This window comes from Gryllotalpicola ginsengisoli DSM 22003, from assembly GCF_000419445.1.
In the GTDB taxonomy this organism is placed as follows: Bacteria; Actinomycetota; Actinomycetes; order Actinomycetales; family Microbacteriaceae; genus Gryllotalpicola; species Gryllotalpicola ginsengisoli.
The window spans coordinates 263,857-287,681 of sequence record NZ_AULK01000002.1 but is presented as its reverse complement, the minus strand read 5'-3'; the positions used below and the strand labels follow the sequence as shown (position 1 = coordinate 287,681).

The 23,825-nt window shown below is 72.0% G+C and carries 25 protein-coding genes and 1 tRNA gene; 10 read left to right on the top strand and 16 right to left on the bottom strand.

Features of this window, described 5'->3' with window-relative positions; genetic code table 11:
- Positions 1-8 precede the first annotated feature (8 nt).
- Complete coding sequence (locus tag H563_RS0105855) at positions 9-2,903, bottom strand: helix-turn-helix transcriptional regulator (RefSeq protein ID WP_162138924.1); 2,895 nt, start codon at positions 2,901-2,903, stop codon at positions 9-11.
- 121 nt (positions 2,904-3,024) lie between these two features.
- On the opposite strand from H563_RS0105855, the gene H563_RS0105850 reads away from it, so the two are divergent.
- Both H563_RS0105850 and H563_RS0105845 read left to right on the top strand, forming a co-directional pair.
- On the top strand, positions 3,025-4,110 hold the full coding sequence (locus H563_RS0105850; protein WP_022881671.1) for a phosphotransferase family protein: 1,086 nt from the start codon (positions 3,025-3,027) through the stop codon (positions 4,108-4,110).
- Entirely contained in the window at positions 4,107-4,976 is an 870-nt protein-coding gene (locus H563_RS0105845; RefSeq protein ID WP_022881670.1) for a T3SS effector HopA1 family protein, read from the top strand. The genes H563_RS0105850 and H563_RS0105845 overlap by 4 nt, the downstream gene beginning before the upstream one ends.
- A gap of 132 nt (positions 4,977-5,108) precedes the next feature.
- On the opposite strand, the gene H563_RS0105840 is transcribed toward H563_RS0105845, so the two are convergent.
- From H563_RS0105840 to H563_RS0105830, 3 genes are all read right to left on the bottom strand, one after another.
- Entirely contained in the window at positions 5,109-6,005 is an 897-nt protein-coding gene (locus H563_RS0105840) for a TIGR01777 family oxidoreductase (protein ID WP_022881669.1), read from the bottom strand.
- 99 nt (positions 6,006-6,104) lie between these two features.
- Positions 6,105-6,950 (bottom strand): NAD(P)-dependent oxidoreductase, encoded by an 846-nt coding sequence (locus H563_RS0105835; protein WP_022881668.1) that lies wholly within the window; start codon positions 6,948-6,950, stop codon positions 6,105-6,107.
- Between the two features lie 63 nt (positions 6,951-7,013).
- Entirely contained in the window at positions 7,014-7,400 is a 387-nt protein-coding gene (locus tag H563_RS0105830) for a hypothetical protein (RefSeq protein WP_022881667.1), read from the bottom strand.
- Between the two features lie 115 nt (positions 7,401-7,515).
- On the opposite strand from H563_RS0105830, the gene H563_RS0105825 reads away from it, so the two are divergent.
- From H563_RS0105825 to H563_RS0105805, 5 genes are all read left to right on the top strand, one after another.
- Entirely contained in the window at positions 7,516-8,805 is a 1,290-nt protein-coding gene (locus H563_RS0105825; RefSeq protein WP_022881666.1) for an O-acetylhomoserine aminocarboxypropyltransferase/cysteine synthase family protein, read from the top strand.
- 1 nt (position 8,806) lies between these two features.
- Positions 8,807-9,376 carry a CoA-binding protein gene (locus tag H563_RS0105820; protein WP_022881665.1) on the top strand — a complete coding sequence of 190 codons (570 nt, stop codon included), beginning with the start codon at positions 8,807-8,809 and terminating at the stop codon, positions 9,374-9,376.
- A gap of 107 nt (positions 9,377-9,483) precedes the next feature.
- Positions 9,484-10,857 (top strand): LLM class flavin-dependent oxidoreductase, encoded by a 1,374-nt coding sequence (locus tag H563_RS0105815; RefSeq protein WP_022881664.1) that lies wholly within the window; start codon positions 9,484-9,486, stop codon positions 10,855-10,857.
- 36 nt (positions 10,858-10,893) lie between these two features.
- Positions 10,894-11,127, top strand: a complete 234-nt coding sequence (locus tag H563_RS0105810; protein WP_033209731.1) for a hypothetical protein — start codon at positions 10,894-10,896, stop codon at positions 11,125-11,127.
- Positions 11,120-11,578: a Clp protease N-terminal domain-containing protein gene (locus tag H563_RS0105805; protein ID WP_022881662.1), complete on the top strand. Its 459-nt coding sequence runs from the start codon at positions 11,120-11,122 to the stop codon at positions 11,576-11,578. Before H563_RS0105810 ends, H563_RS0105805 begins: the two co-directional genes overlap by 8 nt.
- Positions 11,579-11,643: 65 nt before the next feature.
- Here H563_RS0105805 and H563_RS17860 read toward each other — a convergent pair whose 3' ends face one another.
- The 5 genes from H563_RS17860 to H563_RS0105775 form a co-directional block, all read right to left on the bottom strand.
- On the bottom strand, positions 11,644-11,838 hold the full coding sequence (locus H563_RS17860) for a hypothetical protein (RefSeq protein ID WP_155865031.1): 195 nt from the start codon (positions 11,836-11,838) through the stop codon (positions 11,644-11,646).
- Positions 11,839-12,085: 247 nt separating this feature from the next.
- Positions 12,086-13,291: an amidohydrolase family protein gene (locus H563_RS0105795; protein ID WP_162138923.1), complete on the bottom strand. Its 1,206-nt coding sequence runs from the start codon at positions 13,289-13,291 to the stop codon at positions 12,086-12,088.
- Between the two features lie 5 nt (positions 13,292-13,296).
- Entirely contained in the window at positions 13,297-13,704 is a 408-nt protein-coding gene (locus H563_RS18090) for a hypothetical protein (protein WP_022881659.1), read from the bottom strand.
- Between the two features lie 62 nt (positions 13,705-13,766).
- The gene (locus tag H563_RS15280; RefSeq protein ID WP_033209728.1) at positions 13,767-14,579 is read right to left on the bottom strand and encodes an LLM class flavin-dependent oxidoreductase; all 813 of its coding nucleotides are present in this window, start codon (positions 14,577-14,579) and stop codon (positions 13,767-13,769) included.
- Between the two features lie 170 nt (positions 14,580-14,749).
- A tRNA-Arg gene (locus H563_RS0105775) sits at positions 14,750-14,822 on the bottom strand.
- Between the two features lie 246 nt (positions 14,823-15,068).
- Here H563_RS0105775 and H563_RS0105770 point away from each other — a divergent pair.
- A complete protein-coding gene (locus H563_RS0105770; protein ID WP_022881656.1) occupies positions 15,069-15,647 on the top strand; it encodes an NADPH-dependent FMN reductase in 579 nt (192 codons plus the stop codon).
- 128 nt (positions 15,648-15,775) lie between these two features.
- On the opposite strand, the gene H563_RS0105765 is transcribed toward H563_RS0105770, so the two are convergent.
- Entirely contained in the window at positions 15,776-16,435 is a 660-nt protein-coding gene (locus H563_RS0105765; RefSeq protein ID WP_022881655.1) for an FMN-dependent NADH-azoreductase, read from the bottom strand.
- A gap of 150 nt (positions 16,436-16,585) precedes the next feature.
- Here H563_RS0105765 and H563_RS15275 point away from each other — a divergent pair, with 150 nt between their 5' ends.
- Positions 16,586-17,086, top strand: coding sequence for a MarR family winged helix-turn-helix transcriptional regulator (locus H563_RS15275; RefSeq protein ID WP_022881654.1), 501 nt, complete (start codon positions 16,586-16,588; stop codon positions 17,084-17,086).
- Between the two features lie 36 nt (positions 17,087-17,122).
- Here H563_RS15275 and H563_RS0105755 read toward each other — a convergent pair whose 3' ends face one another.
- The 6 genes from H563_RS0105755 to H563_RS0105730 form a co-directional block, all read right to left on the bottom strand.
- The gene (locus H563_RS0105755; protein WP_022881653.1) at positions 17,123-18,421 is read right to left on the bottom strand and encodes a sugar ABC transporter permease; all 1,299 of its coding nucleotides are present in this window, start codon (positions 18,419-18,421) and stop codon (positions 17,123-17,125) included.
- Positions 18,422-18,424: 3 nt separating this feature from the next.
- A complete protein-coding gene (locus tag H563_RS15270) occupies positions 18,425-19,240 on the bottom strand; it encodes an ATP-binding cassette domain-containing protein (RefSeq protein WP_051142665.1) in 816 nt (271 codons plus the stop codon).
- A 94-nt stretch (positions 19,241-19,334) separates the two neighbouring features.
- Positions 19,335-20,459 carry a sugar ABC transporter substrate-binding protein gene (locus H563_RS0105745; RefSeq protein WP_022881651.1) on the bottom strand — a complete coding sequence of 375 codons (1,125 nt, stop codon included), beginning with the start codon at positions 20,457-20,459 and terminating at the stop codon, positions 19,335-19,337.
- A 106-nt stretch (positions 20,460-20,565) separates the two neighbouring features.
- Entirely contained in the window at positions 20,566-21,678 is a 1,113-nt protein-coding gene (locus H563_RS0105740) for an ROK family transcriptional regulator (RefSeq protein WP_245556822.1), read from the bottom strand.
- 164 nt (positions 21,679-21,842) lie between these two features.
- Positions 21,843-22,709, bottom strand: coding sequence for a DUF3097 domain-containing protein (locus H563_RS0105735; RefSeq protein ID WP_022881650.1), 867 nt, complete (start codon positions 22,707-22,709; stop codon positions 21,843-21,845).
- A 10-nt stretch (positions 22,710-22,719) separates the two neighbouring features.
- Positions 22,720-23,142, bottom strand: coding sequence for a hypothetical protein (locus tag H563_RS0105730; protein ID WP_245556821.1), 423 nt, complete (start codon positions 23,140-23,142; stop codon positions 22,720-22,722).
- Between the two features lie 48 nt (positions 23,143-23,190).
- Between H563_RS0105730 and H563_RS0105725 the strand changes: the two genes are divergently transcribed.
- Positions 23,191-23,820, top strand: a complete 630-nt coding sequence (locus tag H563_RS0105725; protein ID WP_022881648.1) for a MerR family transcriptional regulator — start codon at positions 23,191-23,193, stop codon at positions 23,818-23,820.
- Positions 23,821-23,825 lie beyond the last annotated feature (5 nt).

Here is a 23,825-nt window from a genome sequence, read left to right as displayed (position 1 = left end):
GGATTTCTCTACTCTGCCGACGTTAACGCGTCTACCCCCAGTTCGGAGACGGCGCGCGCGGCCTCCGTCCGGTTCCGGACGCCGAGCTTTCCGAGGATTCGGCTCACATGCACGCCCACCGTTCGCTCGCTGATGTAGAGCTCCCGTGCAATGTCGCGATTCGACCTTCCTTGCGCGACGAGTTCCAGCACCTGCCACTCGCGTTCGCTGAGCCCTGCTACGCGCGGAGAGGCGGCGGGCTCGGCGCTGCCACTCCCGTCGGCGATGCGCACGCCGCCCGCGCGAGCACCGGCCTCCACCCGCTCCGAGAGCGGCCGCGCACCGAGCGCCGTCGCGATCTCATGACTCCGCGCCAGCAGGGCGCCGGCACTCCCGAGCGCGCGTGATGTCAGCGCGCGCATACCTGCTCGATAGAGGGCGTACGCCTCGTCGAAGGCGGCCTCACGACCACGTGCCGCCTCGGCGATCTCGACCCACTGCTCGACGGTGTCCGCATCGTCGAGCCGCGCCCGTTCGGCCACACAGAATCGCCGCAGGTTCTGCTCGAACGACGACAGCTCTTCTTCGCCGAAGATCTCGATCGCCGCCATGAGACGTCGCACTGCGGCGCTGGAGGATGCAAGTGGATTGCGAGGGAAGGTCCGCTCGTAGGCGTCTGCATGGGCGCGCAACGCCAGACGGGCGGCGTCGAGCAGCATCACGGGGTCGTCCTGCTCGATCAGATCGTCGAGAATCCCGTCGATCTTTTCGGCCGCTTCGAGGGGACGGCCACCCCACAGTGCGAATCCAGCCTCGACGAACACGAGTTGCAGCGCGTACACGCCGTCACCGAACTGTCGCCTGGCCTCGGCGAGGTGCGCCTCGGCATCGCCGCGCTCGCCGCGCAGAGTGAGGATCTCGACGATTTCGCTGTGCAGGTAGAGCCCCATGCTCGCGGAAGACTGCTCGCTGAGCGCGGCGCGGGCCACTGCGAGAGCCTCGTCCCACTCGCCGACCGTCGCCAGTTCTGAGACGTAGTTGCTCGTGATCGACGAAGAGATCGAGAGGACCGGCCCGTATTTGGAGCAGTTCGCTAGCGCTTCCCTGGCGACGTCCAGCGCTTCGCGGTGGCGCTCGGCGATTCCGACGACGAAAATCAAGTTGCCGTACGCGCGCACGACCGCCTCGAGGTCGTCGGCGGCGAGCGCCAGGCGGGCGCACTCCCGCAGCTCGGCCTCGGCGAACTCGCCGGCCCCCGGGGCCGGCTCGGGCACCATCGTGCCGGCGACGGCCCGGGTGATCCGCGCGTCGAGCTGTGCGTGGCATGCGCCGGCGGCCGCGGCATCCGTCATCGCCGTCTCGGCCTCGGCGACGCTCGCCGCCATGTCGCCCTGGTTCATCAGGTCGAGGGCGAGGGCCGCGCGGGCGCGGGCGCGCAGCGCCAGCCGCTCGCCCGAAGCCCCGTCGAGCAGCGCGAGCGCCGTGCGGAAGCTGTCCGCGGACTCGGCCACCCGCCCGTCGGCCGACAGCAGCCGGCCCCGCTCGAACGCGATCCGCGCCGCGTCGACGCCGGGCGCGGTCTCGGCCTCGTCGAGCAGCTGCAGCGCGCGGGTCACGTCGCCGGCCCAGTGGTACGCGGGCACCGCCTCGAGCAGCAGCGCGGTGCGGGCCGCCTGGTCGGGCGCCGGCAGCGCGAGCAGCTCGCCATAGCCGTCGCGCGCCGCCGCAAAGGCGCGCGCGGCCAGGGCCGAGCGCGCCCCGCGCAGCAGATCGGCGCGCGCCGCCTCCTCCTCGCCGGCGGCGAGCCGGTGCCGGCCGAGTTCGAGGGCGTGCTCGTCGTCGTCCTCCCCGTAGCGGCCGATCAGCAGCTTCGCCGCCAACTCGTGCACCTCGCGCCGGGCTGCGTGCGTGCTGGTCGCCTCGAGCACCTCGCCGATCAGGGCGTGACGGATGCGCACGCTGTCGCCGACCGCGGTGACGATGTCGCGCTCCAGCAGCTCGCCGATCGCCTCGGCGCACCCGATCGCGGCGAGCTCGTCGGCGCCCACCGAGCCGCCGAGGGCCGCCACCACCGACGCCAGCCGGCGCGCGGTGTCCGACACGCCGCGCAACTCGAACTGCAGCAGCTTCTCCAGGTCGCTCGGCAGCCCCGGGCGGCCGCCGTGCCGGGCCAGCCGGCTCGCGAAGAACGGGCTGCCGGCGGCCCGGGCGGTCAGCCGCGCCACGACCCGCTCCTCGAACTCGGGGGCGGCGCCGCGGATCAGCTCGGCGATCGCCGCGTCCGGCAACGGCGCCAGCTCGATCGTCTCGGCCGCCTCGAGCCGGGTGAATTCGCCGAGGAACTCCATCACCTCTTCGGAGGCGTGCACGGGGCGGCTCGTGACAATGAGCAGCATGTCCTGGTCGGCGAGCTTGCGGGCGATGAACCCGAGCAGGTCGAGGCTCGCCGGGTCGGCCCAGTGCAGGTCCTCCACGATCAGCACGAGCGGGTGCTCGCTCGCGACGGCGGTCAGCGTCGCGATGACCGCCGCGAACAGGCGGGCGTGCGACATGGCGGGGTCGGGCGGAGCGCCGGCCGGGGCATCCGTCGTGCCCGCCAGAATCGGGGCGAGCCCGGCCCACACCTCGTCGGTGACCGCGCCGCGCAGCTCGGGATGCTGCTGCTGCAGGTCGCGCACCAGATCGGCGAGCGGGCCGAAGGCGAGACGCGTCGCGCTCGACGGCGTGCAGTTCCCGCGCACGACCGTGTGGCCGCGGGCGGCGGCGGTGCGGGCCACCTCGTCGACCAGGCGGGTCTTGCCGGTGCCCGCCTCGGCCGAGACCAGCACCGCTGTCGGAACGCCCGCCTCGGATGCGTCGAGGTAGGCGATGAGCCGCGCGAATTCGGGTTCGCGGCCGACCATCCGGGGAGCGGGACGGGCCATGGTGAGCACAGCGTAGCGGGCGGCGGGCTCGCGCGATACACCCGGCGTACGTAGCCGGCCGCCACGCGAATACGTCATGTGACGGATTCGCCCGGGGCACCCGTTCGGCAAGGCTCGAGGCATGCTCATCACCGACCCGCAGGCGATCGACACCGTCTCGCGCCTGGAAGCCCGAGGGTTCTTCGGCGGCTCCCGCGTCACGGCGGTCGAGCCGCTGCACCGGCGCAGCCTCTGCTACCGGCTGCGGCTCGCCGACGGCCGCTCGCTGTTCGTGAAGCGCCGCAGCCGCGCCACCGCCGAGTCGCTGGCGGCGAGCTTCGCCTATGAGCGCCGGCTGACCGACGCGCTCTCCGCCCGCCGCATCCGCATCCCCGCGGAGTTCCTCGCGATCGCCGCCGACGACGACGAGATCCTCGTCACGGAAGACCTGGTCGGCTACGCCCCGCTCGGCGAGCGCCGCGCCGAGGCGGGCGGCGCGAGCGAGGAGTGGGCGTACGAGGTCGGCCGGCGGCTCGCGATGCTGCACGTCGCCACCGCCTCCACGTTCGGAGACGGCGACGACGAGGGCGAGCTCGACCCCGAGCTCGACCGGGTGCGGCTGCCCGAACGGCTGCTCGCCGCGCTCAGCGTCGTCGCCCCGAGCGCCAACGCCGCCTGCTCCGACGGGTGGGTCGAGATGCTCGCGCTGGTGCGGCACGCCGGCATCCTGCGCGGGCTCGAGACCGCCGTGTCGCACTGGTCGCCGGCCTGCATCATCCACGGCGACGTCAGCGACGACAACATGCTGTGCGCCGAGACGGTGGCGGCGCGCGAGCCCGTCGTCTTCGTCGACTGGGAGTCGGCCGGCTACGGCGACCCCCGGTGGGACGTGGGATGCCTCGTCGGCGACGTGCTCTCGACGTGGCTCGCCGGCCTCGACTTCCGCGACGGCACGACCCTCGCGGAATGGATCTCCGACTCCGCCATCCCCTTCATCGACGTGCTCGCCGAGCTGCGCGCGGCGCTGGCCGGCTACGAGTCGCTCGTCGCCGCCTCGCGGCACGACCGCCGGCAGTGGGCGCGGTTCGCCGCGTTCAGCCTGCTCGAGCGGCTCGCCTCCTCCGCCGCATCCGTCGACGCGCTGCCCCCGCACGCCCTCGCCTACCTGCAGGCCGCCGAACAGCTCGCGCTGCGGCCCGACGCCGCATTGGAGCTGGTCGGATCATGACCGCCGTCGCGCACGCCTCCCCCTGGTCGTCACCGCGCACCTCGTCGTTCCCCGACGCGGGCCCGGGCGAGGCCCGCCCGCCGCGGGCGTCGATGCGCTGGTACCCGCTGCTGCGCCGCATCGCCCGCGAGGTCGGGCCGCAGCCGGGGCCCGACGCCGAGGAGCTGGCCCGGCGCCTGTACGCCGCCTACTTCCACGCGCACGGGAACCCGCAGGCGTGGCCGCCGCGCACCGACGCCGGCGTGCTGCGGCCCGTGCCCGGCGTCGACGGCGCGTTCGCCGCGCGCCTGGCCGCCTCCGCCGGGCCGCGCCACCCGCAGTGGAGCCGCATCGTCGGCTACTTCACCGTGCACGGCGCGGCGCGCGCCACCCGGCCGCCCGAGCCGACGGTGCGCTGCTACCTGAACCTCCTGCCCGAGGCGGCCCCGCGCGTGTTCGCGGCGGCGACGGCGGCGCTCGAGGCATCCGCTCTCGTGTTCGCCGGCAAGCTGCTCGACAACCCGCGCAACTTCGGGCGCCCCGACGCGGCCGTGTTCTACGCCGGTCGGCGCGACGCCGCCGCGCTCGCCCGTACGATGCTCGCGATGCGGGCGGATGCGCCGGAGGCGTTCGGTGCCGAGGTGCCCGGCTTCACCCGCGAGTTCGCGCCCGGCGTCGCGATCGCCGACGACCCGGGCGCCGGCGTCAGCTTCGGGCTGCACCGGTGCCGGCTGGTGGCCGAGGCGCTCATCGCCGCCGGCGACGGCGACCCGCACGAGCGGCTCGGCGCGATCATCACCACGATGCTCGCCGCCGGGGTCGACCCGGCGCGCCCCCACCTCGGACCGGGGCTGCCCGAGTTCGACCTCGACGGCGGGGAGGGCTGACCCGAACGGCTCTCCTCCGCTCGGCCGGGCCCGGCGCCCCCTCATCCCCTCTTCCGCCGGGTCAGACCGGCATCGGACCCCCAGCCCCACCCGAAGCGGCTGGGGGTCCGGTGCGCCGGCGTACGAGCGGGGCTAGGCCCCGGCGAGCAGCGCATCGACCGCCTGGCCGACCGTCTCGTCGGCGAACCGGTACCCGTCGCGGAGCAGCACCGCCGGCGCGACCTGCTGGTCGGCGAGCAGCAGTTCGCGGCCGGCCTCGCCGAGCAGGCCGATGAGAGCGGATGGCGCGGGCAGCCGGTACGGGCGACGCATCCGTTCTGCCAGCGCGCGGCCCAGCTCGGCGGCCGTCGCCGGGGTCGGCCCGACCAGGTCGACGGGCCCCGACACCGGCGAGCGCAACAGGTGAACGAGGGCGCCGACCTCGTCGCGCAGGCTGATCCACGGCCAGTGCTGGCGGCCGGAGCCCAGCGGCCCGGCGAGGCCCGCGCGGGTGAGCAGCATCAGCGGGCGCATCGCCCCGCCGGGGCCGACCACCACGCCGGTGCGGGCCAACACGGTGCGCACGCCGTCGGGGGCGGCGGAGGCGGCCTCCTCCCACTCGCGCACCACGCGGGCGAGGAATCCGTCGCCCGGCGCCGAGGTTTCGTCGAGCACCTCACCCGGCCGGGAGCCGTAGAAGCCGACGGCGGAGGCGTTGATCAGCGTGGCCGGTGCGGGCCCGGCGGCCGCGGCCTGCCGCAGCGCGGCGGTGATCGTGGTGGTCGCGTCGAGGCGCGAGCTCAGGATCTCGCGGCGGTAGGCCGGGGTCCACGGCAGGCGGCTGAGCGACGCGCCGGACAGGTTCACGACGGCGTCGGCGCCGGCGAGCGCGGCGGGGTCGAGGCGGCCGGCGGCCGGATCCCACGCCACCTCGCCGGGCGCCTGCGGCGCGCGGCGCACCAGCCGCACGACCTCGTCGCCGTCGGCTGCGAGGCGGCGTGTGAGCGCCCGGCCGATCATGCCGCTGGCTCCCGAGATCACGACGCGCACGCGCTCATCCTCTCCCGGGACCCGCGCCGAGAGGTGCGGAATGTGCCTTCAAGCCGGGCTTCAAAGGTGATTTCAGGCCGCTCGGCGGGCGGCATCCGCTCAGAGCGCGTCGCGCGCCATCACCGAGAAGTCGCTCGACCCGAACCCGGCCTGCTGCGCCGCACGCGCCGTCTCGTACACGACCTCGACCGCGCGCAGCGGCCGGTCGGCCGTGGAGATCATGAGGCCCAGGTCCTTCGCGAGCGCGTCGAGCGTGAACTGCGCCGGCTCGAAGACGCCCGAGCGCACGAAGTCGCCCTTGAGGCCGGCCATCGCGGCCAGCGGCGTCTTGTCGCCGAGCAGCTCGAGCACCTGGTCGGTGGTCAGTCCGCCGCTGTGGCCCAGCACGAGCGCGTCGGCGAGCGCCTGCATCGTGGTGGCGACGGCGAGGTTGGCGACGAGCTTGGCGGATGCCGCGGCCTGCGGCGTTCCGTACACGTGCACCCGCTCGGGGTCGGCCCACCGGGTGACGAGCGGCCGGGCGGTCTCGACCGCCGCCGGCGACCCCCCGATCAGCACCCCGAGCGTGCCCTCGCGGGCCGGGACGACCGTGCCGATGACGGGCGAGTAGACGTAGGTGACGCCCCGCTCGGCGGCCCAGGCGGCGAACTCGGCGGCGTCGGCGGGCGACACCGTCGTCACGTCGATCCAGGCGGCGCCCTGGCCGAGCAGGCCCTGGTCGACCACCACCTCGCGCACCGAGTCGGGGCCGAACAGCACGGTGATGACGGCATCGGCCCCCTCCACCGCGGCGGCCGGCGAGTCGGCGGCCGTGGCGCCCCTCTCCGCGACCTCCTGGCGCGGTTCGGGGCTGCGGTTCCAGACGGTCACGTCGTGGCCTGCGTCGATCAGATGCATCACGAGCTCGCGGCCCATGCGGCCGAGCCCCAGGAAGGCGATCTTCATGACTCGATTGTCCCCGTCCGGGCGCCGGGTGACACGTGCGGCGGCCGCGTTGGTCGCAGCGGCTCAGCGCCCGCCCTTGGCGAGGTAGTCCTTGCCGTCGTACACGAGGTCGAGCACCTCGATGACGCCGTCGCGGATCGCGAAGAACTCGGCGAAGCGCACCACCCCGCCCGGCATGACCGCGTCGTACAGCACGGCGGAGCCTGCGCCGTCGTGCACCTCCTGCACCGGGTCGATGCGCTGCACCGCCTGGATGAACCCCGAGACGCCGCGCAGGAACGCGTCCGGCGCATCCGGCCGGTGCCCGGCGAGCGAGCCGGTGAAGTCGAGGTGGTCGGACAGCAGGGGACGAAGCCCTTCACCCGCGCCGAAGGCCTCCGGCCCGCCGGTGAGGATGCGGTAGTACTCCTGCAGCACCGGCGGGGCCGACGCCGAGACCACGTTCGCCATGACGGCCTCCTCAGGTGTCGGTCGCCATTGTGCTCCTGAATCGGCCGGGCGGGAACATTGACCAGCGTTACGTCGCCGCCGATGCCGCCGGTGCGCGGCCGATTAGCGTGGCGCCATGGCAGACCGCGAATACGGCTTCCGCACCCGAGCGGTGCACGCCGGCAACATCCCCGACGCCGCGACCGGAGCGCGGGCCCTTCCCATCTACCAGTCCAGTTCGTTCGTCTTCGACGATACGGCCGACGCGGCGGCGCGCTTCGCGCTGCAGAAGTACGGCAACATCTACTCCCGCCTGGCGAACCCGACGGTCGCGAGCTTCGAGGAGCGTGTCGCGAGCCTGGAGGGCGGGCTCGGCGCCGTGGCGACGGCGAGCGGGCTGTCGGCGCAGTACATCGTCTTCGCAGCCCTCGCCGGCGTCGGCGACCACATCGTCGCCTCGGCCAATCTGTACGGCGGCTCGATCACCCAGCTCGACGTCACCCTGCGCAGATTCGGGGTCGAGACGACCTTCGTGAAGTCATCCGATGCCCCCGCGTATGACGCGGAGGTCACGGAGAAGACCAAGGCGATCTTCGTCGAGACCATCGCGAACCCGTCGGGCGAGATCGCCGACCTCGAGGCGCTCGCGGAGGTGGCGCACAGCCACGGCATCCCGCTCATCGTCGACTCGACCGTCTCGACGCCGTACCTCAACCGGCCCATCGAGTGGGGCGCCGATGTGGTGACCCACTCGGCCACGAAGTTCCTCGGCGGCCACGGCACCACGCTCGGCGGGGTGGTCGTCGAGAGCGGGCTCTTCGACTGGAACACCGAGAAGTTCCCGCTGTTCGGTCAGCCTGTTCCGAGCTACGGCGGCCTGCAGTGGTCCGGCAACTTCGGCGAGTACGCCTTCCTCACCCGGCTGCGCGCCGAGCAGTTGCGTGACATCGGGCCCGCACTGGCCCCGCACTCGGCGTTCCTTCTTGCGCAGGGCGTCGAGACGCTGCCGCTGCGCATGCGGGCGCACGTCGACAACGCGCGTGCGGTGGCCGAATGGCTCGAGGCCGACCCGCGGGTCGAGCGCGTCGCGTGGGCCGGTCTCGACTCGCACCCGCATCACGAGCGCGCCCAGAAGTACCTGCCCCTGGGCCCCGGCTCGGTGTTCTCGTTCGAGGTGAAGGGCGGGCGCGCGGCGGGGCAGAAGCTCATCGAATCCGTGCAGCTCGCGTCGCACCTGGCCAACATCGGCGACGCGAAGACCCTCATCATCCACCCCGCATCGACGACGCACGCGCAGCTGTCCGAGCAGCAGCTGATCGATGCCGGCGTGCTTCCCGGCGTCGTGCGCCTCTCGGTCGGGGTGGAGGACCCCGACGACATCATCTACGACCTGGACCAGGCCCTCGCGGCCGCTGTGGAGGTGTGACATGGCCGACGCACTCGTCGAGACGCGGCTCACGAACGGACTGAGCTGTGAGCTGCCGCCCGATTCGCCGCTCGCAAAGCTGTTGAAGTCGCAGCGCACCTGGAGCGGGCCGGATGCGCGCACGCGGCAGCGCATCCTGCGCTCGGCGCACTCCGTCGCGATCGTCGGGGCGAGCCCCAACCCGGCGCGCGCCTCGTACTTCGTCGGCACCTACCTGCTGCAGTCCAGCGACTTCCGCGTCTACTTCGTCAACCCGAACGCCGCCGAGATCCTCGGCCGCAAGGCGTACCCCGACCTCGCCTCGCTGCCCGAGGTGCCCGACATCGTCGACGTGTTCCGCAAACCCTCCGACATCCCGGCGGTCATCGACGAGGTGGTCGCCGTCGGCGCGCCGACGATCTGGGTGCAGCTCGGGATCTGGAACGAGGAGGCGGCCCGCTACGGGGAGTCGAAGGGGCTCACCGTCGTCATGGACCGCTGCATCAAAGTCGAGCACGCGCGCTTCCACGGCGGACTGCACCTACTGGGGTTCGACACGGGCGTGATCTCGGCGAAGAGACTCGCTCGTTAGCGTCGTCGTGCGACACATCAGGTCACGCGCGGTAACAGGTGGCAACGCTTCGTAACCGGCCGGCACCCCGGCCGACACCCCATCCCAGACGGAGGACCTCGGCAGATATGCCTGACCCCAAGCAACTGATCGTGAACGTGTTCGAGATGGCGTGCGTGAGCCACATCACGCACGGCCTGTGGCGCCTGCCCGGCAACAACCGGCTGCGCTACGGTGAGCTCGACTACTGGACCGAGCTCGCCCGGCTCGTCGAGCACGGCGGCCTCGACGGCATCTTCCTCGCCGACGTGGTGGGGGCGTACGACACGTTCCGAGGGTCCGCCGACACGGCCATCCGTGAAGGCCTGCAGATCCCCAACCTCGACCCGCTGCTGCTGATCCCGGCGATGGCGGCGGTCACCGACCGCATCGGCTTCGGCGCCACGTTCTCGACCACCTACGAGCCGCCGTTCGCGTTCGCCCGCCGCATGTCGACGCTCGACCTGCTGACCAAGGGCCGCGTCGGTTGGAACATCGTCACCTCCTACCTGCCGAACGCGGCGCGCAACTTCGGGCTGGAGGACCAGATCCCGCACGACGAGCGGTACCGCATCGCCGACGAGTACGTCGACGTGCTGTACAAGCTGTGGGAGGGCTCGTGGGACGACGACGCGATCGTCGCTGACCCCGCCTCCGGCGTCTACGCCGACCCGGCGAAGGTGCACGCGATCGAGCATCGCGGCGAGCACTTCCGCGTCGCCGGGCCCGCGCTCGGGGCACCGTCGCCGCAGCGCACTCCCCTGCTCTTCCAGGCGACCGGGTCGCCGGCGGGCATCGCCTTCGCCGGCAAGCACGCCGAGGTCGTCTTCACCGGCGGGCGCACCGCCGACGACTTCCGCCGCAACGCCGAGGCGATGCGCGACGCGGCCGAGCGGCAGGGCCGCGAGCGCGGCGACGTGAAGTTCGTCGTGCAGGCCGGCGTCGTCGTGGGCCGCACCGATTCCGAGGTCGCCGACAAGCTGCGCATCTACCGCGAGAACACGAGCGTCGACGGCATCCTCGCCCACGCGGGCTTCCCGTTCGACATCACCGCGTATCCGCGCGAGAGCCCGCTTTCCGACGCCGTGACGGATGCCGGGGCCGCAGGCCACCCGGCCGTGGCGCGCTTCCCCGAGGGCACCACCGTCGGTCAGGCGCTCGATCAGCTCGTCAAGACGCGGCATGACAGGTTCTTCGTCGCCGGCACCCCGGGCGTCGTCGCCGACGAGATCGAGCGCTGGCTCGACGACGACGGCATCGACGGCATCAACCTGCGGCAGTACCACTCCTTCGGCACGGTGCAGGACTTCGTCGAGCTGGTGGTGCCCGAGCTGCGCCGCCGCGGGCGCATCCGCGAGCACGAGGCCGGCGAGACGCTGCGCGAGCGGTTCTTCGGCACGCCGCGCCTGCCCGAGCGGCACCCGGCCGCCCGCTATCGCGGCGGAAAGAATCTGTCAGTTTGAGTTGACAGGTGGCCCCCGTCGGCGCACACTGTAGCCATGTCAAAAGAAACTGACACGGCAGCCGACCTGGGTGTGCAGCTGCGTACTGCGGACCCCGCCACAGGGCTGCGGGCCGCCGGCGCCCTGCGCCGCATCGCCGAGCTCGTCGAGGCGACGCACGTGGCCGAGGCCCGCCGCGCCGGCTGGTCGTGGGAGCAGATCGGCGACGCGCTCGGCGTCACCCGGCAGTCCGTGCACACCAAATACGGGAAGAAGGGGACCGATGTTTGAGACGTTCGCGAAGTCGACCCGCGTCGCGTTCGACGACGCCAAGTACGAGGCCGCCCGGCGTGGCGACCGGCGGGTGGGCACGGATCACCTGCTCATCAGCCTGCTGAACGAGCCGGCCATCGCGACGGCGGTCGGCGCCGACGCCGAGGCCGCCCGCCGCGCCGCCGAGGCGCTCGACCGGGGCGCGCTCAAAGCGGTCGGCGTCGACCTGGGCGACTACCGCGCCCCCGGGCGCGCTTCCCTGGGCAGGCACGTGCCGCTCACCGCCGGAGCGAAGTCGGTGCTGCAGCGCACGCTCGCGATCGCCGCGAGCGAGAAGTCACGGAGCCTCACTCCGCGGCACATGATGCTCGCGCTGCTCGAGCGCCCCGCCCCCGACCCCGCCGCCGACCTGCTGGCCGCCCTCGGCACCGACCCCGACCGCACCCGCGAGCGGCTCGCCGCCGTGTGAACGCGCAGGCCGGTCATCGGGTGACCCTTCCTGGCTCTCCCCACGCTGTCTACAAACGACTGGGGCTATTGCTTCCTTGTCGAAGCGACCAGCCACGCCGCAAGACCACCCAAAGCCAGCGTGACCAACCCGAGTGTGACGAACACCACGGCATGCGGGTTGCCAATGGCGCCGATGAGAAACATTGCCGCCACGATCGGAGAAAGTACAAGGGCCATCCACCCGAAAGATCGCGTGAGATCCGGGTTCTTAGAGCGCATGCGTCGCCCTCTCTGCCGATGTCCAGTCGCTCATCGAGTACCCGTCACATCGCGCGAGCAACCGAGCGGCGACCGGGCGTGCTCGGTCGAGCGCTAGCGGCTACGCCTGATGCGGATGGCGAGCGGACGTGCGACGGCTCCGAAGATTGCGGTCCCGACGAGGGTCAAAACAAACCGTCACCAGGCACCGTCGCCTAGAACTGACAAGACGCCCAGCGCGGCCGTGCACAGCAGCATGGGCGCGCGGTCAGCGGGTCAGCCAGACCCGGGTCAGCGCCCGCGGGTCGCTGAGCGGATCGCCGTGCACCAGGCTGAAATGCGTCGACCCCACGCCGAGCACACCGGCGCCCGGCACCCCGAGCAGCTCCCCGGCCTTCCAGGTGACGGCGGCGAACGCATCCGTCGCGGGGATGCCCGCGTCGATCATCGCCTCGTACTCCCAGCCGAGCTGGTCGGCCCGCAACGACCCGCCCCCGGCATCCGTGCCCGCCACGACGCGCACGCCCGACTCGTGCGCGAGCCGCACGGCCTCCTCGCCCTGGCGGCGACGCGCCGCCACCCGGTCGGCCGGGGCCGCGACGTCGGGCGCGGTCGTCCGGAACGACTCCCAGGAGCGGAAGATCGCCAGCGTGCTGACCAGCGCCGTGCCCGCCTGCCGCATCGCCTCGGCGCTCTCGGGGGTCAGGCCCATGCCGTGCTCGATGCTGTCCACGCCGGCGCGCGCGCCGGTGAGCAGGCCGTCGGAGTTGGTGGCGTGTGCGGCCACCTTGGCTCCCCGGTCGTGCGCGGCGGCGACCGCCGCGGTGAGCTCGGTGAGGCTGAACGGCGAGACGCCGGGCTCCGGGCCGTCGAGGTAGATCTTCACCAGGTCGGCGCCGACGTCGAGCTGCCGCAGCACGGCGTCGGCCAGCGAGTCGGTCGGCTCGAGGTCGATCGCGATGCCGGGCGGGTAGGTGCCAGCGCGGGTCAGCCAGGTGCCGCCGGCGACCACGTGCGGCCGGTCGGATCGGCCGCGCCATCCGTCGCGCACGACGACGTTGAGCGGCACGCCCTCCTCGCGCCCCGCGTCGAGCCGCCACGGCGACCCCGCGTCGCGCACCCACCACACGCCCGCCGCGGCGAGCCGCGCGCCGTTCTCCTCGGCCACGGCGAGCAGCTGATCGGTCGGATCGGTGACCCGCTGCACCCACCGCGCCCCTCCCGGCAGGGTGACGTGCGCGTGGCAGTCGACCAGGCCCGGGATGAGCGTCGCCCCCGACCCATCGATCCGCACCCGCGACTCGTCGCCGGCCGGCGGCTCGCCCTCGCCCAGTGCGGTGATCGCCCCGTCGCGCACTGTGGCCCACATCCCCGTGCGCAGCGGACCGCGCCCGTCGAGCATGGCGACATCGCTGATCAGCACATCGGATGCCTCGAGCCGCGAGTTCGCTCGCGTCGCGTCGGGTTCCGTCATGGCCTTCACTCCTGCCCGAGGTCGTACACGGTGGTGTTCCATTCGATCTTCGGTGACGAGGTGGTCACGGCGATCGCGCCTGTTGCCGCCGCCGGGTTTTGATACTCGACGGTCGCCTTCTGGCTGCCGCTGGACGTCGAGCAGTCGGCGATCAACTTGTGACCCGACGGAACGCTGACCGTCACCGAGCCCTTGCCGGAGCAGCTCGCCTCGATTCCGATGTGCTCTCCGGCCGCGATCTTCACCTGAGACAGGTGACGGTCGCCGTGCCCGACGGTCACCGGGAGAATCGTCTGGCTTTGGACATGCGCGGTGAGGTCGGCCAGACGTGGCTGAGGCTGCTGCGCGCATCCCGCGAGCGCCAACGCCGACGCGGCGAGCGCGGCGAGTGCGGCGCGGCGCGATGCGGTCATGTGTCAGAACCTAGCGGCGCCGCCGTCGTCGATGTAGCTCAGACACGAGTCGCCGCCGTCAGCTAACGCCCGGCGAGCTCTGCGACGACCGGGGCCATGGCGTCAGCCGCCACCGACCCGAAGACGAAGTAGGAGAAGCCGATCTCCTCGCGGCGCCGCTGCAGCTCGTCGATCGCCGCCGCCGGATCGTCGGGCAGCGCCATGAGCGAGCCCGCCGCGTGCAGCGCGGCGGTGTCGAGCCCGGGCTGCGCCATGAACGGGGCGGTGATGTCGCCGACGACGGCGACGTGCTGCGCCAGCTCGAGGCCGCTGCCGCGCAACTCGCCGACCCGCGCCGTGATCTCGCCCCGGCCGTCCTCCGGCCCCAACACGAAGGTCGCCGCATCCGCGACCTCGGCCGCGAGCTTCCGCGATCGCGGTCCGCCCACGGCCATCGTGACGGGCGTGTGCGCCTCGGCGCCGTCGAGCTCGCGCAGAGCGGCCACGGTCTCGCGCATCCGCGCGAGCCGTTCGGCGCCGGAGACCCGCGGCAACCCCTGCTCGGTCTCGATGCCCGGGCGGCCCAAGCCGACCCCCATCTCGAAGCGCCCCTCGGTGAGCACGGAGAGCGAGTGCGCCTCCCACGCGGTGCTCCACGGCTGGCGCAGCGCGGAGGCATACACCCAGGTGCCGACCCGCAGCGGGGCGAGCGCCGCCGCGGTGGCGAGCGTCGGACCGGGCGCCGGCTGGAACCCGGGCACGTCGGGCATCAGCAGGGCCGAGTAGCCGCTGTCGGCGATCCGCCGCACCTGCTCCCGCCAGGTCGCCAGGTCGCTCCTGACCGGGGCGACCACCCCGAACCGGAACGGCCGCGGCCCGTCGGTCGTCTCCCCCATCGCATCCTCCTTCGGCGCGGGCGCACCCTCTGCCGACTTCCTACACCCCCCGACGAGCGGATGCGCACGGGGCCGGCCCGGATCGCGGCGCTGCCTGCGTCACGGCTAGAACGGAACGGAGGAAGCAGGCCGAAGTAACGCCGCCTCGGGCAACAGCGTGGAAAATTCGGTGCCCCATGAAGGATTCGAACCTTCGGCCTTCTGCTCCGGAGGCAGACGCTCTATCCCCTGAGCTAATGGGGCCAGGGCTTCCCCAGGCTATCAGAGGCCGGCCGGGTTCCCCGCGTCGTCGGCGCGAGGCATCCGTCAGCCTCGAGCGCGCCCGTCGTCACGCTCGCGCCACTCGCACCGAATCGCGCGCCCGTCACGGCAGGCGCGCCAGTGCACCGGAGTAGCGCAAGCGCGCCTCGCCGGGCGCTCGAGGACTTTTGCCGCACGGCCCGGCTGGTGACGAAGAAGGTGTACCGACCCGCAGAAGGAGGCACGTTCATGACCAAGATCGGCATCATCCTCGGCAGCACCCGGCCCGGCCGCAACGGCGAAGCCGTCGCCAAATGGGTGCTCGAGCACGCCTCGCAGCGCACCGACGCCGAGTTCGAGCTCGTCGACCTCAAGGATCACCCGCTGCCCCACCTCGACGAGCCGATTCCGCCGTCGATGGGCCAGTACCAGGGCGAGCACACGAAGGCGTGGGCCAAGAAGGTCGCCGAGTTCGACGGATACGTCTTCGTGACGCCCGAGTACAACCACTCCACCTCGGGGGTGCTCAAGAACGCCCTCGACTACGTGTACGCCGAGTGGAACAACAAGGCCGCCGGCATCGTCAGCTACGGCTCGGCGGGCGGCGCCAGGGCGGCCGAGCACCTGCGCCTGATCCTCGCCGAGCTGCAGGTCGCGACCGTGCGCCAGCAGGTGGTGCTGCCGTTCGCGACCGAGTTCGAGAACTTCAGCGTCTTCAAGCCCGGCGACTACAACCTGCAGGCGCTTGACGTGCTGCTCGACCAGCTCGTGGCCTGGAGCACGGCGCTGAAGCCGCTGCACGCCGAGACGGCGAGCGCATCCGTCTAGGCCCCGGACGCAAGGGAGGGCTCCTCGTTCCCGAGGAGCCCTTACCTTGCGCCACTCGCGCAGACACGCGCGCCCGTCACGGCAGTCGCGCCAGTGCGTACGAGTAGCGCGAGCCAGTGCGCCGCCGGTTACGCCGCGATCTTGCCGGCGAGCGCCTTCGCGTGCGCCTCGGCGGCCGCGTGCGAGGCGGCCAGGTTCTCGCGGGCCTTCTCGACGAGGCCGGCCATGGCCGGGGTGACCTCGGCGAGCGTCAGCTCGGTCTCGATGATCTCGAGCTCGAAGCCCCACACGTCGACGAGCACGCGCTTGATCCAGTCGGTGGCGTGGTCCCAGCCGAACTTCGGCGTGCCCTCGCTGTAGCCGCCGCCGCGGGCGATGATCAGGTAGGCGGGCTTGCCGGCATGCTTCGGCGGCACGTTGCCGGCGTTGAAGTCGGCGGTGGTCAGCATCAGGTCGGCCCAGGTCTTGAAGTGCTGCGAGACGCCCCAGTTGTAGAACGGCACGCCCAGGATCAGCGCGTCGGCGCCCGCGACCTCGGCGGCGAGCTCCTCGGCCAGCGCGACGGCCTGGTTCTGCTCCTCGCTGCGCTGCTCGGGCGCGACGAAGCCGGCGAAGGCGGCGGTCGCCCACGCGTCGGAGGGCAGCGGGGTGGTGCCGATCTCGCGGCGGATGACGGCGGTGTCGTCGCCGAGCTCGGCGACGATCGCCTTCTCGAGGGTGTCGGCGACGGCGCGGGTGACCGAGCCCTCGACGCGGATGCTGGAGTCGAGGCGGAAGACGGTGCTCATCGGAAAGCTCTCCTTGAAGTCGGTGAGGTGCTGAAGTCAGCGTTGTTCACAGCAGATCATCTGCCGTGCAGACGATAATAGGCATAGACGATCTGAAAAATCTCATGCATGCCCGACCGGGCGGCACAGGCAGCGGATAGGGTGAGCGGCATGGCGAGCACCACGGAGCGAACGGCGGACCTCGGCTGGTCCCTCGGCACGCTGCTGCGCGGCTACCTGAAGCTCTCCGCCGACGCGCTCGGCGAGCTGCCGGGCGGCCAGCGCGGCTACCAGGTGCTGTCGATCGCCGGCTCCGGCTCGTGCAGCAACCAGGCCGAGATCGCCGAGACGACGGGCCTCGACCGCACCGTGCTCACCTACCTCATCGACGACCTCGAGAAGGCCGGTCTCGTGGTGCGCACCCCCGACCCGCGCGACCGGCGCGCGCGCCGCGTGAGTCTGACGGATGCCGGCACCAAACGTCTACGCACCCTGACGACCCGCATGCGCGAGGTCGAGGAGCAGCTGCTCTCCGGCCTGTCCGACGCCGAGGCCGACACGCTGCGCAGCATCGTCGCCCGCGCCGCGCAGTCCCTCGACGAGCAGCCGGAAGAGGTCTGCCAGCTCGTCGACTCGGTGAGCAGCGAAAACGGAGCGGCGGGCGGCCGATAGACGGCCGCCCGCCGGTCACGGCTCTCAGGCGGATGCTCAGGCCTGGCCGTGGCTCGCGCGGCTGCGGCGCGACACGGAGTCGACGATGACCGCGATGAGCAGCACGGCCCCGGTGATGACGTAGCGCACCGACGCGTCGAGGTTCAGCAGGGTCAGGCCGCTCGAGATCGACTGGATGACGACGATGCCGAGCAACGCCGACCACGCCGACCCGCGCCCGCCGAAGAGGGAGGTGCCGCCGATGACGGCCGCGGCGATCGCGTTGAGGTTGACGTCGCCCGATCCCGCGCTCTGCGTCGCCGCAGAGAGCCGGGCGGCCGAGAGCAGGCCCCCGACGATCGCGAACACGGAGCACAGCACGAACACCGACAGGTACACGAAACGCGTGTTGATGCCCGCTCGGCGCGCGGCCTCGACGTTGCCGCCGACCGCGTAGATGGAGCGGCCCCACCGGGTGCGGGTGAGCAGGAAGTTCATCAGCACCACGAGCGCGATGAAGAACACGAACATCACCCCGGTGCCCCGGTCGCGCGCGAGCACCAGTTCGATGAGCGACAGCACGACCGCGAGCGCCACGACCTTGATCACCGTGATCGACAGGGCCGGCACCGACAGCCCCGCCGCCCGGCGGCGGCGGGCACGGCGCAGGTCCGAGAACAGCACGGCGAGCGCCGCGACGAGGGCCAGCAGGTATCCGAGCCACGGCGGCAGGAACCATCCGTTGGCGAACTGGACGATCCAGCTCGAGAAACTGAGGTTGATCGAGCCGAGCGGGCCCAGGACCCACAACTGCACGCCGAGGAAGCCGAGCAGCCCGGCGAGCGTGATGACGAAGCTCGGCACGCCGAAACGGGTGAACAGCATGCCGTAGAGCGCCCCGATCGCCACACCCGCGGCGATCGCGACGATGACGGCGAGCAGGATCGGCCAGCCGAGCTTGGTCATCCCCACCCCGAGGATGGCCGCCGCGAGGCCGCTGACGGATCCGACGGAGAGGTCGATCTCGCCGAGCAGCAGCACGAGCACCACGCCGAGCGCGATGACGCCGACCGGCGCGCACTGCAGCGCCAGGTCGACGAGATTGCTCGCCGAGAGGAACTTGGGGTTGAGGATCTCGAAGATCGCCCAGATCACGACGAGGCCGACGATGACGGGAAGGGATCCGAGGTCGCCGGCGCGCACCCGGCGGCCGAATCCACGGATCGCGCCGCCCAGTCCCTCCTCTCGGATGAGACGCTCGTCCTGCAGGTCGACCGCGAGTTGCTGCGCGCGCGTAGCCGGCCCGGGCGCAATGCCGACCGGGCGCTCCGACTCGTTGCTCTCGTGTGCGGACATCCGCTAGTTCTCCTTCGGTTCGTCGCTGGAGGCCGCTGCGCCGCGCCGCGTGACGGGGTTGTCGGTTGCGCCGGTGATGGCGGCGATGATGTCTTCGTAGCTCACCTCGGCGACGTCGAACGTGCCGTTGTTGCGACCCAGCCTCAGCACGGCCACGCGGTCGGCGACCGCCTGGACATCGGCCATGTTGTGGCTGATGAGGATCACGCCGAGACCCCGTTCCCGCAGCCGCTCGACGAGGTTGAGCACCTCGGCGGTCTGGGCGACGCCGAGCGCCGCGGTCGGCTCGTCGAGGATGACGATCTTCGGCTCGCCGATGAGCGAACGGGCGATCGCGACCGTCTGCCGCTGGCCGCCTGAGAGGGAGGCCACGGGGATGCGCACCGAGGGGATGCGCGCCGAGAGCTGACGCAGCAGCTCCCAGGAGCGCTTCTCCATCTCCTCGTCATTCAGCGTCAGTCCGCCGACCTCCCGCCCGAGGAAGAGGTTCGAGACGACGTCGAGGTTGTCGCACAGGGCGAGATCCTGGAAGACCGTGGCGATGCCGAGCTGGCGCGAGGCGGTCGGGCTGGCGATCGTCACGGGGCGCCCGGCGAAGGTGATCGTGCCGGTGTCATGGGGATGGACGCCGGCGAGGATCTTGACCAGCGTCGACTTCCCCGCGCCGTTGTCGCCGACGACGGCCACGACCTCGCCGGGGTAGACGTCGAGATCCACTCCGCTCAGCGCCTGCACGGCACCGAAGCTCTTGCCGATGCCGCGCAGCGACAGCACCGGTTCACGCGCTGGGGCCGCCGGGGCGGGCAGGGTCTCTTGCATCGTCACGTGAATGCTCCTCCTCGGGCTCGGGGCCCGTGACATGCCGGCCCGGCGGGGGCGGCGCTCGTCCGCACCCCCACCGGGCCCGGCCGGACTACTTGATGCCGTACTTCTGGCACGCGGCCTTGAACTGCGCGGTGCAGATCTTCGAGGCCGAATCCGCTCCGTAGAACTCGTCCTTCACGACCGTCGACTCGACGTTCTCCGCGGTCACGGCGACCGGCTTCAGCAGGAACGACGGGATGGAGGCGTTGCCGTTCTGCGTCTTGACCGTCGTCGAGGCCTTGTCCTTCTTCCCCTTGGCGAGGTCCACGGCGAGCTGCGCCGCCTGCTGCGCTTCCGGCTTGATCGCCTTGTAGACGGTCATGTACTGCTTGCCCGCCAGGATGTTCTGGATGCCGGTGAGCTCGGCGTCCTGCCCGGTGATCGGCACCGGTCCGAACCCGGCGGCCTGCTCGGCGGCGATCGCACCGCTGGCCGTCGAGTCGTTCGCGTCGTAGATGCCCTTGATCTTGTCGCCGAACTTCGTGATCTGGCCGGAGACCCAGTCCTGCGCCTTCGCCGGGTCCCAACCCGGCACCTGGTACTCGGCGAGGATCTTGTAGCCGCTGGTCTTCAGCACGCTGTCGGCGCCCTCCTTGAACTGCGTCGCGTTGTTGTCGGTCGGAGAGCCGTCCACCTGCAGGATGCCGCTTCCGGAGGGCACCCCGGTGTCCTTGAGACGCTTCACGAGCGCCTGGGCCTGAAGCTGCCCGACCTTCTCGTTGTCGAAGGAGATGTAGTAGTCGAGATCCGGGCTGTCGATGAGGCGGTCGTAGGCGATGACCGGAACGTTCTTGGCCTTCGCCTCACTGACGACGGATGCGGCGGCCTCCCCGTCGAAGGGATCCAGGACGAGCACGCTCACCCCCTGGGTCAGCATCGACTCGGCCTGCTGCTGTTGCTTGCTGGCGTCGCCGGTGGCGTTGGCGTACAGCACGGTGCATCCGGAGCACAGCTTTTTCACCTCGGCGGTGAAGAACGGCTTGTCGGCGGATGCGTATCGAGCCGTGACCGCGTCGGGCAGAAGCAGGCCGATCTTGGCGTGCGCGGCGTCACTGGACGAGCCGCTGCCGGAACCGGTCGAGCCGGCGCCGTTGGAACACGCGGTGAGCGCACCGGCAGTGAGCACGACGGCCGCCGCAGCGACCGCGGCCTTGCTCAGCGTGGCAATCTTCATTGAAAACCTCCGAGTTGCAGCCGCCCCCGTTGGCGGCGACAAAAGCCTTGCAGTGACCCCGATTGTCGTCAACTCTTGAACGCAAGCCCGTCATAACGGCTTGGCATCAATTGGCGGGCTGGCGCCGATGTGATTCGAGGGTCAGCGAGTCGATGGCGAGCGCCGCGGCGCCGAGCGTGGGAGCCCGCACCCCGAGCTGCCCCTGCACGATGTCGGGGACCTGGTCATGGCCCACGATGACGGATGCCTCGACGGCGTGCCGCAACGGACCCAGCAGCAACTCGCCGGCGCGGGCGAGTTCCCCGTCGACGACCACGCGCTCCGGATCGAGGATGTTGCACAGGTTGGCGGTCGCCGCGCCGATCGTCCGCCCGGCGTCGGCGAGGACCCGCATGCACGCGGCATCCCCCGCCATCGCCCGCAGCACGACGTCGCCGAGCTTGAGCCCGCGGTACGTGCCGGCGAGCGCGTCGAGCAGCGCCGGGCCCCCGGCGACGGCCTCGAGGCATCCGCGCTTGCCGCACCGGCACGGCGGGCCGTCCTGCTGCACGACGGTGTGCCCGAACTCCCCCGCGACCCCGCTGTGCCCCCTCAGCACGACTCCGTGGACGATGAGGCCCACCCCGATTCCGTCGCCGATGTCGAGCACGATGGCGTGCTGCCTGCCCCGCGCCGCGCCCGAGCGCTGCTCGGCGAGCGCCGCCAGATTCGACGCGTTGTCGACGACCACCGGGCAGCCGACGCGCCGTTCCAGCACCTCGGCGACGGCCACGCCGTCCCACCCCCGCATGATCCCCGGCCGGGCGATGAGGCCGCTGCGCCGGTCGTACGGCGCCGGTAGCGCGAGCCCGACGGCGAGCAGCTCCGGAGGGGTGGCCTCCACCGAATCCACCATGTCCGCCAGCATCAGCGCGACCCGGTCGAGCTCGGCATCCGCACGATGATCCTTCGCCAACGGCATGTGGTGCTCGGCCACGACGGTGCCGGCGACGTCGGAGACGGCCACGCGCAGGTGGCGGGGCGCGACGTGCACGCCCGCGACGAGGCCGAGCTTGCGCGCGAGGGTGACGTGCTGCGAGCGGCGCCCGCTGCGGGTGCTGGGGCTCGTGTGCAGCACCCCGGACTGCGTCAGCTCCTTGACGATGTTCGATACCGTGGCCGGGCTCAGTCCGGTCGCGCCCGCAAGCTCGATCTGGCTGAGCCCCCCGTACCGCTTCACGGCGTCGACGATCCGAGCCCTGTTGGCTTCACGAAGTGAAGACTGCGACCCGGGAGTGCGACGCCTGCTCACCACGCGACAAATGTACAAGGGCGCCCGGCCACGGGGCCGTCCCGCGGCGACGACCGTGACCATCTCGAGACACGGCCGAGCGCCGGCCCGGCTTAGCCGGCCGGCTCGGTCACGAAGTCGATCAGCTGCTCGACCCGCCCCAGCAGCGCCGGCTCCAAGTCGGCGTAGCTGCGCACCCGCGACAGGATGCGCTGCCACAGCCGGGCGATGTCCTCCTGGTTCTCGTGCGGCTGCCGCAGCGCGGCGGCCACCCCCTTCTTCCACTCGAGGTGCCGCGGGATCTCGGGCCACTTCTTCAGCCCGATCCGCTCGGGCTTGACCGCCTGCCACACGTCGACGAACGGATGCCCCACGATCAGCACATCGCGGCCGTACGGCCCCCGCGCCACCGCCTCGGCGATGCGGCTCTCCTTCGAGCCGGGCACGAGATGGTCGACGAGCACCCCGGCGCGGCGGCCGGGCGCCGGCTGGAACTCGGCGAGCAGCTGCTCGAGGTTGTCGACGCCCTCGAGGTACTCCACCACGACGCCCTCGACGCGCAGGTCGTGCCCCCACACCTTCTCGACCAGCTCGGCGTCGTGCCGGCCCTCGACGAAGATGCGGCTGCCGCGCGCCACCCGCGCCTTCACCTCGCCGGCATGCATCGATCCGGAGGCGCTGCGCGCCTTCCCCTGCGGCCGCTGCGCCGTCGGCTTCACCAGCACGGCCGGCTTGCCGTCGACGAGGAAGCCGTGCCCGAGCGGGAAGACGCGCACCTTGCCGAAGCGGTCCTCCAACTGCACCAGGCCGCCCTCGGCGATGCCGACCACCGCCCCGACGAACGCTTCTCCCCCGGCCTCGTCGAGCACCTCGACCACGAGGTCGCGCTCGGCCGGAACGGTCTGCGGCTGCACCACCCCGCGCCGCCGCCAGTTCTTGTCGGCCAGCACGTCGGTGCCGTACGGGTCTTCCCAGGTCACCCGATCGACGCTACCGGGACGCGGCGAAGGCCACGATGAGCGCCACGCCTGCCGTGACCAGCCCGGCGGTGAGGCATCCCGCGCCCGCCCAGAGCAGCACGAAGAGGGGCCCCGGTCGCTGCGGGTCGCGCCCGAGCACGGAGAGGAAGAAGCCCGAGGGCATCAGGATCGCGGCGGCCGGCGCGCCCCAGCGTGCGATCTCGGCCCACGGCTCGGGCACGGCGGCCAGGTCGACGAACAGCCCGACGACGAGACCGAGCACGAGCAGCACGGCGGCGTGCGCGTGGCCGGCGCGGAAGAAGGCGGTCTGCAGCGCGTTGGCGGGCACCCGGCGCCGGGCGACGCGGGTGAGGAACCACCCGCCGGACTCGACGCCGACGAGCGAGAGCAGCAGGATGCCGCCGAGCAGCATCGTCTCCGGTTGGATAGTCACGGTATCCAGTATTGGATAGCGGTACTATCCAGCGCAAGGGAGGAACGCGTGAAGATCTCGGAGCTCGTCGAAACCAGCGGAGTGCCGCTGCCGACTGTGAAGTACTACCTGCGCGAGGGGCTGCTGCCGCCCGGTCGCTCGACGGGCCGCACCCGGGCGGAGTACGGCGACGAGCACGTGCACCGGCTCGCCGTCATCCGTGCCCTGATCGAGGTCGTGGGCCTGTCGGTGCAGCAGGTGCGCACGATCCTCGCCCTCATCGAGACCGCGCCGCGCTCCCCCGCCGAACTGTTCGACGTGCTCGGCCGGGCGGTGGGCACGCTGACGGATGCCTCGCAGCCGGCGCCTGCCGAGGACTACCCGCGCGCCCGCGCCGCCCTCGAGCGGCTCGGTCAGCTCTACGACCCGCGCTACGCGGCGGTGGCGCAGCTCGAGCGGGCCCTGGCGGCGGCCGAGGCCGCCGGGGTGCCGGCGACCCCCGAGCGCATCGACGTCTACGGTGCGGCGATGCGGCAGGTCGCGCAGTTCGACCTGGAGGAGATCCCGGAGGAGCCGGCCGCCGCGGTCGAGTACGCCGTCGTCGGCACGGCCGTGCACGGACCGGTGCTGGCCGCGCTGCGCCGGCTCGCGCATCAGGATCTCGCCGCGCAGCGACTGGGGATCACCGGCGCCGAGTAGCGTGA